This window comes from Methylosinus sp. sav-2 (assembly GCF_004366495.1).
In the GTDB taxonomy this organism is placed as follows: Bacteria; Pseudomonadota; Alphaproteobacteria; order Rhizobiales; family Beijerinckiaceae; genus Methylosinus.
In genome coordinates this window covers 995,835-1,009,246 of sequence record NZ_SOEJ01000001.1, presented here as the reverse complement: position 1 = coordinate 1,009,246, position 13,412 = coordinate 995,835, and the positions used below count along the sequence as shown (strand labels likewise).

The following is a 13,412-nucleotide window of genomic DNA, read 5'->3' as shown; positions in this document are numbered from 1 at the left end:
ACGCGTCATGCTGACCCGTCTCTACGGCGGCCATGTCGTCGACCCGGTCAATGGCGTCGATGGCGTCGGCGACCTCTATTTCGAGGACGGCCGCATCGTCGCGCCGCCCGAGGGACGGTCGGCGGACGTCGAGCATGACGTCTCCGGCCATATCGTCATGGCCGGCGCCATAGACATCCACTCCCATATCGCCGGCGGCGGCGTGAACACCGCGCGCCTGCTGCTGCCGGAGGCGCATCGCGCCCATCGGCCGCGGCCCGCCAACACCCCGCTGTCGACGGCCGGCTGGTCCACCTTCGAGACCGGCCGCCTCTATGCGCAAATGGGCTACACGACGGTCATAGAGCCGGCCGTGTCGCCCCATCACGCGCTGCACGCCCATCTCGAGCTCGCCGATATTCCGATCATCGACAAGGGCTTCCTGACGGTGCTCGGCAATGAGGATTTCCTCCTCTCCGCCTTCCGCGACGGCGCGACTCAGGATTCGGTGGTCGATTACATCGGCGCCACGCTCGAGGCGACGCGCGCGATCGGCGTCAAATGCGTGAACGCCGGCGGCGTCGACGCCTTCAAGCAGAATATCCGCCATTTCTCGCTCGACGATGTGGTGCCGGAATATGGCCTCTCCTCGCGCGAGATTTTCCAGACCTTGCAGCGGGCGGTGAACGCCACCAAGATCCGCCATCCGCTGCATCTGCACATGAATAATCTCGGCCTGCCCGGCAATGTCGAGACGGCGCTGGCGACGATCGACTCCGCGCAGGGCCTGCCGCTGCATCTCGCCCATGTGCAATTCTACGCCTATGGCACAGAGGGCAAGAACGGCTTCTCCTCGGCGGCGGCGAGATTCGCCGAGAAGATCAACGCCAATAAGAATGTCACCGTCGACGTCGGTCAGGTGATGTTCGCCGATATCGTCACCATCTCTTCCGATGTGATGAAGCAGTTCAACAGCCTGCCCGGCGGGCGGCCGAAGAAGGGCGTCATCTTCGACGGCGACTCCAACGGCCTCGGCGTCGTGCCTTATTCCTACCGCGTGTCGGACTTCTTCAACGCGGTGCAATGGGCGGCGGGCCTCGAGCTGTTCCTGCTGGTCGATGATCCGATGCAGGTGTTCTTCACCACCGATCATCCCAATGGCGCGCCCTTCACCACCTATCCGGAAGTCTTCGCTCTGCTGATGAGCGCCGACAAGCGCGCGCAATATTGCTCGCGCCTGCCGGCCGATGTGCTGGAGCTGACCAATCTTCCGGCGCTGAAGCGCGAATATTCCTTCTATGAGATCGCGACCATGACCCGCGCGGCGCCACGCAAGCTCTATGGCTTCGAGGATCGCGGCCAATTGGGCGCGGGCTCGGTCGCCGATATTGCGGTCTATAAGCCGCAGAAGGACAAAGCGGCGATGTTTCGTAGCGCCGCCTATGTCTTCAAGGATGGCAATCTCGTCGTGCGCGACGGCAAAGTCTCGCATTACACCAAGGGAAGGACGCTGCGCGTGCGGCCCGAATACGATCGCAAGATCAACAGTCGCCTCGACAAATATTACGACGGCCTCTATGGCCTGCCGCGCTCCATGTTCGAGGTGCAGGATGCGGCGCTCCCCAATGCGGACGCCTTCGCGGAGGTCCCATGCCGCAGCTGATCCGCAAGGGAATTCGCATCGACGAGAGCTTCGCCGAGGCCTTTCCGATGACCGGCTCCGGCGTGGTCGTCACCGCGCCGACCCGCAAATGGGCCATGCAGGCCGCGACCACAATGACCGGCTACGCGACGTCGGTCATCGGCTGCGACTGCGAGGCCGGCATAGACCGCGAGCTTTCGACGCGCGAGACGCCGGACGGACGTCCGGGCGTGCGCGTCCTGCTCTTCGGCTTCTCGCCCAAGAGCGTCGAGAAGGCGCTGGTCAATCGCATCGGCCAATGCGTGCTGACCTGTCCCGGCTCAGCCGTCTTCTCCGCCTTCGACGGCGAGGCGAAGATCAAGGTCGGCGACTCCATGCGCCAATTCGGCGACAAATGGCAGATTTCCAAGGCGATCGACGGCCGCCGCTATTGGCGCGTGCCGGTGATGGACGGCGAGTTCCTGGCGGAATCTTCCGTCGGCCTCACCAAGAAATCGGTCGGCGGCGGCAATCTGCTCATCATGGGCGAGGATTGGGCCAGCACGATGCGCGCGACCGAGGCCGCCGTGGAGGCCGTCCATGCGACGCCCGACGCCATCGCCCCCTTCCCCGGCGGCGTGGTGCGCTCCGGCTCCAAGGTCGGCTCGAAATATAAGGGCATGGGCGCCTCGACCAATGACGCCTATTGTCCGACGCTGCGCGGCGCGACCAATAGCGCGCTCGACGCCGACATCGGCTGCGTGCTGGAGATCGTCATCGACGGCCTCACCAGCGAGGCAGTCGCGGCGGGGATGCGCGCCGGCTTGAAGGCGATCATCGCGCTCGGCCCCAAGCAGGGCGCCAAGCGCGTCGGCGCCGGCAATTACGGCGGGAAACTCGGCCCCTTCCACTATCATTTGAAGGATCTCGTGTAAGTGAAGCCGCTTCTCTTCACGCTGAAAGCCGAGCCCGACCAGCGGCTCGACCTCTCGCCCCTGACGCCCGATCGGCTCGTCGGCCGCTCGGCGAAGGAAATCGAGTCCCTCTCCATCGGCACGACGCGCGAGAGCGTGACGGTCGGCGACATCTTCAAGGTCAAGCTCGGCGACGTGACCTCGGTGCGCTTCGACGGCGGCTCCGATCGTTTCGATCTTCTGGGCGCCAAGCTGCTGCCGGGCTTCGCCATTCATGTCGAAGGCGATGTCGGCGCGCAGCTCGGCCGCGCGGCCAAGGGCGGGACCATCACGGTCGCCGGCGACGCCGGCCCCTATGTCGCCTCGCAATCCGCGGGCGCGAATATCGATATTTACGGCGACGCCGGGGATTTCCTGGGCGCGCCGCTCGCGGGCGAGATCCCCGGCATGTCCGGCGGCCGCGTCATCGTGCGCGGCAGCGTCGGCGCGCGTTGCGGAGATCGCCTGCGCCGCGGCATCATCATCGTCGAGGGCGATGCGGGCGAGGATTTGGGCGCTAGAGCCATCGCCGGCACGATCATCGTGCTGGGGACCGCCGAGGGCGAGCGCATCGGCTATCTCAACAAGCGCGCATCCATCGTGCTCTCCGAGCAGCGCGAGCTCGGACCGACCTATGTCGATTGCGGCGCGCATAATCTCGGCTTCGCCAAGCTCTTCGCCAAATCGCTGGCGGGAGAGAGTCGCGGCGCCTCGCGCCTGCTCTCCGGCCGTCTGCAGCGCTTCGCCGGCGACACGGCGGTGTTCGGCAAGGGCGAGGTGCTGCTGCCGGCGTGAGCGGCCGAAGGGCGTTCAGAGGGATAGAGATTCGATCGAGGCGAGCAGCGCGGCGCTCACGCGCAACTCGCCTGCGGCAATGCTCATCATTTCGAAGAATGATTCATCGAACCCATCGGCCTCTCCCTTTGTCGCGAGCACGACCTGGCGACCCGCTATTCTATGAATGAGCTCATTGAAACGCCGCAGCCGCGCCGGATCGGCGATCTCCTCTGAGCCGACGACATAGGTGTCACGAGCGAAAATCGTGCAGAGATGAATCGCCCGGCCGTACCAAGCGATGCGCTGCTCCAAAGTCAGCCGCGTGAAGACGTCGAGCTGCGCGCGCCATTCAGGTGACATTCGCCCCTCCTCTGCCTAACGTTAGGCTCCAGAACCCCACCGCACTACGGGAAACTTGCCCGAATCCCGGCCCAGATAGGCGCGATGTTCGAGATCGACGCCGGGGATTTCCTGGGCGCGGCTCGCAGGCGAGATTCCCGGCATGTCCGGCGGGCGTGTCGTGGCGCCGGCGACGTCGGCGCGCGCGCCGGCGATCGGCTGCGCCGGAGCATCATCATCGTCGAAAGCGCGGCGGGCGAGGAGCACGATCATCGTGCCGGGACGGCCGAGGGCGTGAGCCATGCGCAGCAGCGCTCGAGACACCGACGCCGAACCATCAACCGCTCGACGCGCGCTCGCGCCCTTCTGCTGCATGTTGCGTTCGGCCTTCTTCCAGCCCGGACGCGAGCGTCGCGAGCAGCGCCCGCGCCGCGGCGATGTTCTCGACCTGCATTTTCGCCGATAGAGCGTCCATCCACTCGGCTTGCAGCTTCATCACCTCTCGATACGCGGCCGCGCCCTGCGGCGTAGGGCCGAGCAGCTTGGCGCGCGCGTGCTTCGGATTGGAGCTGTAGAGCGCAAAACCCTCCCGCGCCAACTCATCGCCCAAGCGCTGGACGCCCTGCCGGCTTTGCGACAGGCGGCGGCCGATTTCCGCTATGGTCGCCGCTCGGTGGACGATGACGCCCATGACCTGCCAACGGGCGGCGGTCAAGCCAAAGGGCGCGGTGAGCCTATTGCCGAACTCCGTCAATCGGCCCGCGGTCAGCAATATCTCCCATACGAGCCCGCTCAGGGCTTCGCCGCGCGGCGTAGGCATGACGGATCTCCCTGAACAGCCGAGATATTGACAATATATTGTCAATATGGCAAAAGACAACATATTGTCAATGGAGGGTGCGTCATGACGCCGGCGGAGCTCGTCGAGGGCCTCTATGCGGATTGTCTGAACAAACGTCAGCTGGACCGGCTGGACGAATATCTGGCGCCGGGTTTCGTCGGCGCGAATGGCGAAAACGGCCCCGAAGGCTTCAGGCGGACGATCGAACGCATGGTCACTGCGTTTCCCGACCTCCAATTCGAGATCGAGGATTTGTTCGCGGCGGACGACAAAGTGTGCCTGCGCTGGCGATTCCGGGCGGCGCAGCTCGGACCGCTGGCCAACGTCGCTGCGACAGGCAAGATGGCCGTTCAAGAGGGCATCGCCATCTATCACGCCTCCGACGGCAAGCTCTCCCGAGCATGGCTACAAGTCGATCGATTGGGTGTCTTGCAGCAGATCGGAGCGGTGACGCTTTGACCGCGGCCGCGAGGCGAGACGCCTGATCCGAAATCTCATTCGTCAGCGAGCCGCCGGCCTCATATGGGAGGATTGCCCGATCACAGCCGCGCGGGGCCGCCGCGGCGAACGTCGTTCCTCTCGCAACTTCCATAGGTTGCTACGACGTCGGGAAGATTTGAAAACACGCCGTCTCAAATTGCCGAATTGCGTGGGGCAGAGCTTCATGCTAGTCAATCGCCTAGCTCAAACCTGCCGGCTCATGCGGCCAAGCGCAAAGCAGCGAGAAGCGGGATGAGACATTCGCCTCGAAAGGGCGATTTCTTCGAACGGAGGAGATGAACATGGCCTGGACCACCCCGGTGATCGTCGAAGTCTGCGTCGGCATGGAAATCACCAGCTACGAATCCGCCGAGATCTGAACGGATTTCGCGCTCGCCGCTTCTGTCATGAAGCGGCCGAATTCAGCGAGCCGGTAGGAAGCCCGCTCTCCTCACGGAGGCGACCTTCTTACCGGCTCGTAATTTTTTGCGCGCCAGCGCCTGCCGCGGCAGGGCGCTCCTCGTCCCTGCCTACGCCATAATGCGCGAACGCTCGCGTCGGCCCCTCTCGCGCGACGTCCCCATTGACGTCTTCTAATGCGACGTCCCCTCATGCGCGATCTCGACAATCGCACGGAGCCGGCGTTACGCTCCCAATGAGACGGCCGAGCTTTTCATCGGCGAGCCATCGCATCGAAGTAAGAAAAGACACGACCGGCCCGCGGCGGGCGCCGGCGTCGTCGAGGAGGCCAAATATGAATATGATCGTCCGCAATCTCGTCGGATCGCAGGATGCATCCGTCCGTTCCGCGGCCTATCGCACCATCTGGCGCTGGCATTTCTATGCGGGGCTGTTCTGCCTGCCCTTCGTCGTCGTGCTGTCGCTCAGCGGCGCGGTCTATCTCTTCAAGCCGCAAATCGACGCCTGGCTCGACCGGCCCTACGACCATATGGCGCTGAATGGCGCGCCGCAATCGCTCGACGCGCAAGTGGCGGCGGCGCAGGCGGCCCTGCCCGACGCGCGGTTGACCGCGCTCGAGCTACGCGCCGATCCAGCCGACGCCGCCCGCGTGACCTTCATGACCGGGCGCCGCGGCTCCGAAGATTTCGCGATCCAGCGCGTGCTGGTGCGTCCCGACACGCTGGAAATTCTCGCGGTTCAGGACGACAAATACCGCCCGTCACGGCTCGCCGGCGCCATTCATGGCGATCTGCTGCTGGGGACGCCCGGCCATGTGCTGCTGGAGCTCGCCGGCGCCTGGGCCATCGTCATGATCGTCAGCGGCCTCTATCTCTGGTGGCCGCGCGACGCGAAAGGCCTGGCCGGCGTCGCCTATCCGCGCCTCGCCGAGGGCGGCCGAATTTTCTGGCGCGACCTCCACGCCGTCACCGGTCTGTGGGTGTCGTTTTTCGCTCTGTTCCTGCTCGTCACGGCGCTGCCCTGGACATTGGTCTGGGGCGAGAGCTTCCGCTATGTGCGCAATATCGGCGAGACGATGCTCGTCCATCCCGATTGGACGACGGGGCCAGCCGACGCACGGGAGCAGCGCAAGGAACAATTCCAGCAAGCCGCGCCCGCGCCGAGCGAACATGCGGAGCACCATGCGCATCACGCCGCCGCCGGCGCCATGACCGCGACGCGCGTCGGTTTCGATCGAATCGCGCCGATCGCGGCCGGGCTCGGCCTCGCCGAGCCGGTGACGATCTCGCCGCCCGGACCGGAAGGCGCCGCTTGGAAGGTCCAATCGCGAACGCAGAACCGCCCGCTGCGCAGGACGATCGAATTCGACCCGGCGAGCTTCGAGCAATTGCGCGAGACGGGCTTCGCCACGTCTCCGCTCATCGACCGCATCTTCGGAATCGGCGTCGCCGCGCATGAGGGGCAGCTGTTCGGCTGGCTCAATCAGCTGCTCGGCCTGCTGACTGTCGTCGCCTATCTGCTGCTCGTGGTCTCTTCCGTCGTTTTATGGTGGCGGCGGCGCCCGCGCGGCGCCCTGGGCGCGCCGCCGGCCTTCTCGCCCGAGCCGCGCCTCGCGCCTTTCATGCTGAGCCTCATCCTCGCCCTCGGCCTCTTTCTGCCGACGCTCGGCCTATCTCTCCTCGCAGTGATCGCGGCGGAAACGGTCATCCGCCGCGCTTTTCCGAGCGCGAGCCGCTGGCTCGGATTGCGCCCGATCGGCGCCGCGCGCCAACCCTAGCTGCGAAGTATGATTTTATGAGAGCCGGGCTTGCCGGCTCTCATAAATCGATACAGGATGCGCCCGCCGGAGCCCCAGCTCCGACTACGAGAAACGGCGGACCATCATGACTTCCTACGTAAAAATTTCCGCGCTGGTCGGATTTGCGGCTGCGGGATTGTGCCTCGCCGCGACCGCTGTCGCGGCCGGCGCCGACGCCGCGCTCCTTTCCGACGCCAAGCGCGTTTTCGCGCCTCTGCCAGCCTCGCCGAGCGCCATAACGAATCAAGCCGAGCTGGGCCGGCGGCTGTTCTTCGAAAATCGCGTTTCCGCCGACGGCAATATCAGCTGCTCGCATTGCCATTTGCCGGACAAGCAGGGCGCCGATGGGCTGCCGAAATCCTTCGGCGTGCTCGGCAAGCTCAATCCGCGCAACGCGCCGACGATTTTCAACGCCGCGCTTCAGTTCAAGGCGCATTGGCGCGGCGATCGCGAGACGATCGAGGAGCAGGCCGAGAAATCGCCGACCGGCGCGGTGAGCTTCGGCAATCCCGATTTCGCGACGGTGATCGCCAAGCTGAAATCCATCCCTGGCTATACGGAGGCCTTCGCCAAGGCCTTCCCCGGCGAGGCCGACCCGGTGACGCAGAAAAACTGGGGCAAGGCGCTGGGCGTCTATGAGCGCACGCTGCCGCAGCCGACGCGCTTCGACGCTTATCTGAACGGCGACGCCAAGGCGCTGACCCCGGCCGAGCAGGCGGGCCTGCGCAAATTCGTCGATATCGGCTGCGCCGGCTGTCACGACGGCGTCGGCCTCGGCGGAACCGCTTTCTCCAAATTCGGCGTCGTCGAGGACTATTGGAAGCAGACCGGCTCCAAGGACCCGGACAAGGGCCGCGCCGATGTGACCAAGAATGACGCGGACCTCTATGTCTTCAAGGTCCCGAGCCTGCGCAATGTCGCCAAGACCGGCCCCTATTTCCATGACGGCTCGGTGGCCGAGCTGCCGCAGGCGGTGCGCGTGATGGCCAAGGTCCAATTGGGCGCCGATCTCTCCGACAAGGATGTCGCGGCGATCACCGCTTTCCTCGGCGCGCTGACGCAGCCCGTGCCGGCCAACTACTCCGCGCTCACGCCTTTCCCGGACGAGCCGGCGAAAAAATAATTCTGAAAACAATCGCGCTCGAGAAAAAGCGGCGGCCCCGAAGCTCGGGGCCGCCGTTTTCGTCTCAACCTTCTTCATCCGTGTCGATGTCGCCGTCGATGAGGCCGGCGACGTCGTCGTCCTCCTCCTCCTCATTCTCGAGGAAGGTGTCGTCCTCCTCGGCCGCATCGTCGATCTCGACGTCCTCATCCACCTCGATCGATTCGGCCTTGTTCTCGGCGGCTTCCACCTCGTCGAGGGAGACGATCTCCGCGTCCTTCTCGCCCTCGGCCGCTTCGTCCGGATCGACATTGCGGGAGGCGATTCGCGACGTCACGATATGGAAAATCGCTCCGCACTTCGGGCAGACGACCGGATCCTTGTTCAGATCGAAAAATTTGACGCCACAAGACTGACATTGGCGCTTGGCGCCGAGTTCGGGTTTGGCCACGGTCCTTGCATCCTCGAGATAGAGCGGTGTGGGACCGCCCGTGGAGACTTTGGTCGGGCGCTCGGTTAGTTTGCCCTTGCCCGGCTGTCAAATGAGAAATCGAACGCGAGCCTGTCAAGCCGCACGCGCCGAAAAGCCCCGGTTTACACGCGAATCGCCGAAAATCGCGCCTTTGGCGCGGCGCCGGCCGCGCGAGGGCCATTGCCAAGCGCGGCGCGACTTGGCATATCTCCGTCACCGCGGGTGTAGCTCAATGGTAGAGCAGCAGCCTTCCAAGCTGAATACGAGGGTTCGATTCCCTTCACCCGCTCCAATGCTCACATTCCATCATAGGGGAGGCGGTCATGAAGTATGACAGCGATTTCGACGCCCCGGCGTGCTTTCGAGCCCACATCCAAGCGCCGCAAGGGCTTTAATTCGGAAGCCAACGTCAAGCGCGGCCTGCGCTTTGTCCACGGCGACAAGGAGCTCGTCGAAAAGCTGGGCCGCGCGGACCCCTGCCCCTGCGGCTCCGGCCGTAGCTTTCAAGCGCTGCTGCATGAAGACGGGCCGGTATGACGGCGCGACGAGACATCACTACTTTCCGCGACTAGGCTAGAGTTTTTCCGGTTCAGATCGAACCGGAAAAACTCTAGGATTCCTTTATTCCGCCCGTGTTTTCGAGCGAAGCCGCTCCCGCTTCGCTCGAAACTCTAGCTAGCGGCCCTTCTGCGGCGTGCGCATCGCCGCCAGCAGCGCCTCGCCCAGCGCGCCTGCGCCCTTTTGCGGCTCCGGCTGGCGCATCTGGCGTGGGCTCGCGCCGTCGCGGCGCTGGCCGCCTGACGGGGCCTGGCGCTGATCGGGCGTGTCGTCGAGCCGCATGGTGAGCGAGATGCGCTTACGCGGCGCGTCGATCTCCAGCACCTTCACCTTGACGATATCGCCGGGCTTGGCCGCCTGCCGCGGGTCCTTGATGAAGGTCTTGGACATTGCGGAAATATGGACGAGCCCGTCCTGATGCACGCCCACATCCACAAAGGCGCCGAAGGCGGCGACATTGGTGACGACGCCCTCGAGAATCATGCCGGGCTTCAGATCGGAAATCTTCTCGACGCCCTCCTGGAAGGTCGCGGTTTTGAAGGCGGGGCGCGGATCGCGGCCGGGCTTCTCCAGCTCGGCGAAAATGTCGGTGACGGTCGGCAGGCCGAAGCTCTCGTCGACGAATTGCTTAGGGCTCAGCTTGCGCAGTTCCGTCGCATTGCCGATGAGCTGCTTTATGTCGGTCTTGGCGGCGGCGAGAATGCGCCGCACCACCGGATAGGCCTCCGGATGCACGCCGGAGCGATCGAGCGGATCCTCGCCATCGACGATGCGCAGGAAGCCCGCGCTCTGCTCGAAGGCCTTCGGGCCGAGGCGCGGCACTTTCTTCAGCGCGTCGCGCGTGCGGAACGGACCATTTGCGTCGCGATGCGCGACGATGTTGGAGGCCAGCAACTCGCCGACGCCCGACACGCGCGCCAGCAGCGGCGCAGAGGCGGTGTTGACGTCGACGCCGACGGCGTTCACGCAATCCTCGACGACGGCGTCGAGCGAGTGGGAGAGCTTCACCTCGGAGAGGTCGTGCTGATATTGGCCGACGCCGATCGCCTTGGGCTCGATCTTCACCAGCTCGGCGAGCGGGTCTTGCAGGCGGCGCGCGATCGACGCCGCGCCGCGCAGCGACACATCGAGATCGGGCAATTCGCGCGATGCGTATTCCGAGGCGGAATAGACAGACGCGCCCGCCTCCGACACGACGATTTTGGTGAGCTTCAGCTCCGGGAATTTCGACATCAGATCGCCGGCGAGCTTGTCGGTCTCGCGCGAGGCCGTGCCATTGCCGATGGCGATGAGCTCTATGGCGTGCTCGCGCGCGAGCTTTGCGAGAATGGAGAGCGATTCGTCCCAGCGCCGTTGCGGCTCATGCGGATAAATCGCCGTCGTCGCGACGATCTTGCCGGTCTTGTCGATGACGGCGACCTTGACGCCGGTACGAAAGCCCGGATCGAGGCCGAGCGTCGCGCGCGCGCCGGCGGGCGCCGCGAGCAGAAGATCGCGCAAATTGGCGGCGAAGACGCGAATCGCCTCATCCTCCGCGAGACGCCACAGACGCGTGCGCAGATCGACGGAAAGATGCAGCTCGATCTTGGTGCGCCACGCCCAGCGCACAGTGTCCAAGAGCCAGCGATCTCCCGGACGGCCGCGATCGGCGATGACGAAACGCTGCGCGATCTGGCCCTCATAGCCGACGGCGCCTTCGCTCGGCTCGGGGAGCATCTCGAGATCGAGCATCTCCTCCTTCTCGCCGCGGAACATCGCCAATATGCGATGCGACGGAAGCTTGGTGAGCGGCTCGGAGAAATCGAAATAATCGGAGAATTTCGCGCCTGCAGCCTCCTTGCCGGCGCGCAGTTTCGATTTCATCAGGCCCTGCGTCCAGAAGGTCTCGCGCAGGCGGCCGATGAGATCCGCGTCTTCCGCGAATCTCTCGACGAGAATGGCGCGCGCGCCCTCGAGCGCGGCGGTGGCGTCGGCGACATTCTTCTCGGCGTTCACGAAAGGCTCGGCCTGCGCTTTCGGCTCGCGCTCGGGATGGCCGAGCAGAGCTTCGGCGAGCGGCGCGAGACCGGCCTCGATCGCGATCTGCGCCTTGGTGCGGCGCTTGGGCTTATAGGGAAGATAAATATCCTCGAGCCGCGCTTTATTGTCGGCGTCCATGATCGTCGCGCGCAGCGCGTCGTCCAGCTTTCCCTGCGCTTCGATGGAATCGAGAATCGCTTTGCGGCGGTCTTCCAATTCGCGCAAATAGCGCAGGCGCTCTTCCAGATGACGCAGCTGGATGTCGTCGAGCTGGCCCGTCGCCTCCTTGCGGTAGCGGGCGATGAAGGGCACGGTCGAACCTTGATCGAGCAGAGCGACCGCCGCCTCCACCTGCCAAGGTTTCGCGGAGAGCTCCGTGCTGATTCGTTCGACGATCGACGCCATGCGCTATCCCTATCGGCTGTTCAAAGAGGCGCGTTTTTAGCGTTCGGCGCGGCGCCAAGTCAAAAGCCAAATGTGATGAGCGAAATTCTGTGGACATCCCAGGCGCGCCGCGCCGCAGCCTCATTTGCGCGAATCGGGCAGATGCGGATGCGCCGGCCAGCAGCTTCGCCGCTCGATCTCGAGCCGCGCTTCGCTCGCCGCGCCGAGCCAGGCCGGAAGCTTCTCGAGACGCGCGAGATAATTGGTCGGGAAGATGGAAGGATCGGTCTTGCGCCAGCTGGTCAAAAGATCGCAATCCGATATTGCGAAAGCGGGAGAGACCAGCGCGCGCTTGATCTCCATCGCCGGCGTCGCGGCGGCGACGATGACGATCGCCGATATTAGGGAAGCGAGACGGCCGCCGTCGCGCGGCGTCGACACAGCGACTCCCGCAAAGGCGAATGCGAGCAGGAAGAGCGCCGGCATGGAGGCGCGCATCGCGAGATCATTATTGGGGCCGAAGTAATAGAAGGGCAGCGCCAGCAGAACGACGACGGATGCGCCGATCAAAGCGCGATCGCTTTTCGCGATTGCGTCGCGTGCCGCGAGGAGGATCGCCGCCTGTGGAATTTCGACGAGAATGAAGGCGAGATAGAGGAGCGCGAATCCCGGCGTCGCGGCGAGCCAGCCGTGCTTGACCGATTCCGCGTCGACCGTCAGATAGAGCGCGATCGGCAGAAAGCAGAGGCCCGCTGCGGCCGCCGCTATATTGCGCCATGAGAAGAGCGCGTGGCGCAGACGCAGCGCGCAAAAGCCGATGAGCGGCGCGGCGCCGACCGCGGCGAGCGGCGACCACAGCAGCGACGCTGCGAAGAGAATGGCGAGAAGCGCGAGATCGATCTCCTCGCGCGCCAGCAGCAGCAGCAGCAGCGCCGCCCACCAGCCCGGCAGCGCATGATTGGGAACCCAGAACAATTGCGTGACATGTGAGGAATATTGGATCGACGAATTCCACCATTCGAGATGGTCCGGCAATTCGAGCCCTTCGTGCAAGAGCTGCGGGAGAATGTCGAGCCCGCTGAACAGAATGAAGAGCGCGAGAAAGGGCGCCGCGCGCGCGCCGGCGAGCTTCGCGATGAAGTAGAGGCAAAGACCGAGCAGCAGCGCATTTTGCGCCAGCATGGCGATATGCGCGCCGACGAGCCCCGCATAATGTCCGATCGTCGCGGGAATGAGATACATGCCGAGCGGCGCGCGCAGCAGATAATCCTGCCCCTCATAGCGATAGAAGAGCGGAAAGCCCTGCCGCGTCAGATCGGAGAGAACGGCGTCGCGCACCAGCCAATCGAGATTGGCGTAGAAAAGATGCGTCTCGCCGCCGAGCAGCAGCAGAGCGACGGCGAGCGCGAGACAGGCGGTGAGAGTCTTCGTATCGATCGGCGCGGCGAGCAGGCCGTTCTGCTTCGGCCGAAAGGAGAAGAGGAGGAATGCCGCGAGCGCGCAGCCCGCGAGAATGGGCGTGGCGGCGATGGCGCGAAAGCCGAAGGCGAGCGCGGCGTTGGAGAGGAGAAAGACGAGAACGCCGAGCTGCAGCAGCAGCAGATTGCGCAGAGGCGCGCGCGTCCGCGCTGAGGCTTCGTCTTTCGCTAGCAGCGTCGTCGCGGTCATG

General features: G+C 64.8%; 13 protein-coding genes and 1 tRNA gene. 8 read left to right on the top strand and 6 right to left on the bottom strand.

From position 1 onward, the window contains the following. The first annotated feature begins 7 nt into the window (after window positions 1-7). Genes EDE12_RS04685 through EDE12_RS04675 form a run of 3 tightly spaced genes read left to right on the top strand, consistent with a single transcriptional unit; the run spans window position 8 to window position 3,348 of the window. Window positions 8-1,642: a formylmethanofuran dehydrogenase subunit A gene (locus EDE12_RS04685; protein WP_026599527.1), complete on the top strand. Its 1,635-nt coding sequence runs from the start codon at window positions 8-10 to the stop codon at window positions 1,640-1,642. Next, complete coding sequence (gene fhcD, locus EDE12_RS04680) at window positions 1,630-2,535, top strand: formylmethanofuran--tetrahydromethanopterin N-formyltransferase (protein ID WP_026599528.1); 906 nt, start codon at window positions 1,630-1,632, stop codon at window positions 2,533-2,535. The genes EDE12_RS04685 and fhcD overlap by 13 nt, the downstream gene beginning before the upstream one ends. Beyond that, window positions 2,536-3,348 carry a formylmethanofuran dehydrogenase subunit C gene (locus tag EDE12_RS04675; protein WP_026599529.1) on the top strand — a complete coding sequence of 271 codons (813 nt, stop codon included), beginning with the start codon at window positions 2,536-2,538 and terminating at the stop codon, window positions 3,346-3,348. Between the two features lie 15 nt (window positions 3,349-3,363). Here EDE12_RS04675 and EDE12_RS04670 read toward each other — a convergent pair whose 3' ends face one another. From EDE12_RS04670 to EDE12_RS04660, 3 genes are read right to left on the bottom strand one after another with little or no spacing between them, the layout of a single operon-like run. Continuing rightward, window positions 3,364-3,690, bottom strand: coding sequence for a hypothetical protein (locus tag EDE12_RS04670; protein ID WP_026599530.1), 327 nt, complete (start codon window positions 3,688-3,690; stop codon window positions 3,364-3,366). 21 nt (window positions 3,691-3,711) lie between these two features. After that, a complete protein-coding gene (locus tag EDE12_RS21740; RefSeq protein WP_024881296.1) occupies window positions 3,712-3,972 on the bottom strand; it encodes a hypothetical protein in 261 nt (86 codons plus the stop codon). A 34-nt stretch (window positions 3,973-4,006) separates the two neighbouring features. After that, window positions 4,007-4,489 carry a MarR family transcriptional regulator gene (locus EDE12_RS04660; RefSeq protein ID WP_166671823.1) on the bottom strand — a complete coding sequence of 161 codons (483 nt, stop codon included), beginning with the start codon at window positions 4,487-4,489 and terminating at the stop codon, window positions 4,007-4,009. An 84-nt stretch (window positions 4,490-4,573) separates the two neighbouring features. Here EDE12_RS04660 and EDE12_RS04655 point away from each other — a divergent pair, with 84 nt between their 5' ends. The 3 genes from EDE12_RS04655 to EDE12_RS04640 all read left to right on the top strand — a co-directional run bounded on the left by EDE12_RS04655 (window position 4,574) and on the right by EDE12_RS04640 (window position 8,331). Continuing rightward, complete coding sequence (locus EDE12_RS04655) at window positions 4,574-4,969, top strand: ester cyclase (RefSeq protein WP_026599531.1); 396 nt, start codon at window positions 4,574-4,576, stop codon at window positions 4,967-4,969. 775 nt (window positions 4,970-5,744) lie between these two features. Next, window positions 5,745-7,187: a PepSY domain-containing protein gene (locus tag EDE12_RS04645; protein ID WP_024881299.1), complete on the top strand. Its 1,443-nt coding sequence runs from the start codon at window positions 5,745-5,747 to the stop codon at window positions 7,185-7,187. A gap of 106 nt (window positions 7,188-7,293) precedes the next feature. Then, the gene (locus tag EDE12_RS04640; protein ID WP_026599532.1) at window positions 7,294-8,331 is read left to right on the top strand and encodes a cytochrome c peroxidase; all 1,038 of its coding nucleotides are present in this window, start codon (window positions 7,294-7,296) and stop codon (window positions 8,329-8,331) included. 64 nt (window positions 8,332-8,395) lie between these two features. Here EDE12_RS04640 and EDE12_RS04635 read toward each other — a convergent pair whose 3' ends face one another. Beyond that, a complete protein-coding gene (locus tag EDE12_RS04635; protein WP_024881301.1) occupies window positions 8,396-8,761 on the bottom strand; it encodes a TIGR02300 family protein in 366 nt (121 codons plus the stop codon). A gap of 239 nt (window positions 8,762-9,000) precedes the next feature. Here EDE12_RS04635 and EDE12_RS04630 point away from each other — a divergent pair. Then, window positions 9,001-9,074 (top strand) — tRNA-Gly (locus EDE12_RS04630). 38 nt (window positions 9,075-9,112) lie between these two features. Beyond that, window positions 9,113-9,319, top strand: a complete 207-nt coding sequence (locus EDE12_RS04625; protein ID WP_026599533.1) for an SEC-C metal-binding domain-containing protein — start codon at window positions 9,113-9,115, stop codon at window positions 9,317-9,319. Window positions 9,320-9,457: 138 nt separating this feature from the next. Here the strand turns inward: EDE12_RS04625 and EDE12_RS04620 are convergent, their stop codons facing one another. Then, the gene (locus tag EDE12_RS04620; RefSeq protein ID WP_026599534.1) at window positions 9,458-11,764 is read right to left on the bottom strand and encodes a Tex family protein; all 2,307 of its coding nucleotides are present in this window, start codon (window positions 11,762-11,764) and stop codon (window positions 9,458-9,460) included. A gap of 120 nt (window positions 11,765-11,884) precedes the next feature. After that, the gene (locus tag EDE12_RS04615) at window positions 11,885-13,411 is read right to left on the bottom strand and encodes a hypothetical protein (protein WP_026599535.1); all 1,527 of its coding nucleotides are present in this window, start codon (window positions 13,409-13,411) and stop codon (window positions 11,885-11,887) included. Window position 13,412 lies beyond the last annotated feature (1 nt).

Excerpts from the sequence above, each read along its gene's own strand:
- EDE12_RS04685 (WP_026599527.1), top strand. The coding sequence starts at position 8 with ATGCTGACCCGTCTCTACGGCGGCCATGTCGTCGACCCGGTCAATGGC.
- fhcD (WP_026599528.1), top strand. The coding sequence starts at position 1,630 with ATGCCGCAGCTGATCCGCAAGGGAATTCGCATCGACGAGAGCTTCGCC.
- EDE12_RS04670 (WP_026599530.1), bottom strand. The coding sequence starts at position 3,690 with ATGTCACCTGAATGGCGCGCGCAGCTCGACGTCTTCACGCGGCTGACT.
- EDE12_RS21740 (WP_024881296.1), bottom strand. The coding sequence starts at position 3,972 with ATGGCTCACGCCCTCGGCCGTCCCGGCACGATGATCGTGCTCCTCGCC.
- EDE12_RS04660 (WP_166671823.1), bottom strand. The coding sequence starts at position 4,489 with ATGCCTACGCCGCGCGGCGAAGCCCTGAGCGGGCTCGTATGGGAGATA.
- EDE12_RS04655 (WP_026599531.1), top strand. The coding sequence starts at position 4,574 with ATGACGCCGGCGGAGCTCGTCGAGGGCCTCTATGCGGATTGTCTGAAC.
- EDE12_RS04645 (WP_024881299.1), top strand. The coding sequence starts at position 5,745 with ATGAATATGATCGTCCGCAATCTCGTCGGATCGCAGGATGCATCCGTC.
- EDE12_RS04640 (WP_026599532.1), top strand. The coding sequence starts at position 7,294 with ATGACTTCCTACGTAAAAATTTCCGCGCTGGTCGGATTTGCGGCTGCG.
- EDE12_RS04625 (WP_026599533.1), top strand. The coding sequence starts at position 9,113 with ATGACAGCGATTTCGACGCCCCGGCGTGCTTTCGAGCCCACATCCAAG.
- EDE12_RS04620 (WP_026599534.1), bottom strand. The coding sequence starts at position 11,764 with ATGGCGTCGATCGTCGAACGAATCAGCACGGAGCTCTCCGCGAAACCT.
- EDE12_RS04615 (WP_026599535.1), bottom strand. The coding sequence starts at position 13,411 with ATGACCGCGACGACGCTGCTAGCGAAAGACGAAGCCTCAGCGCGGACG.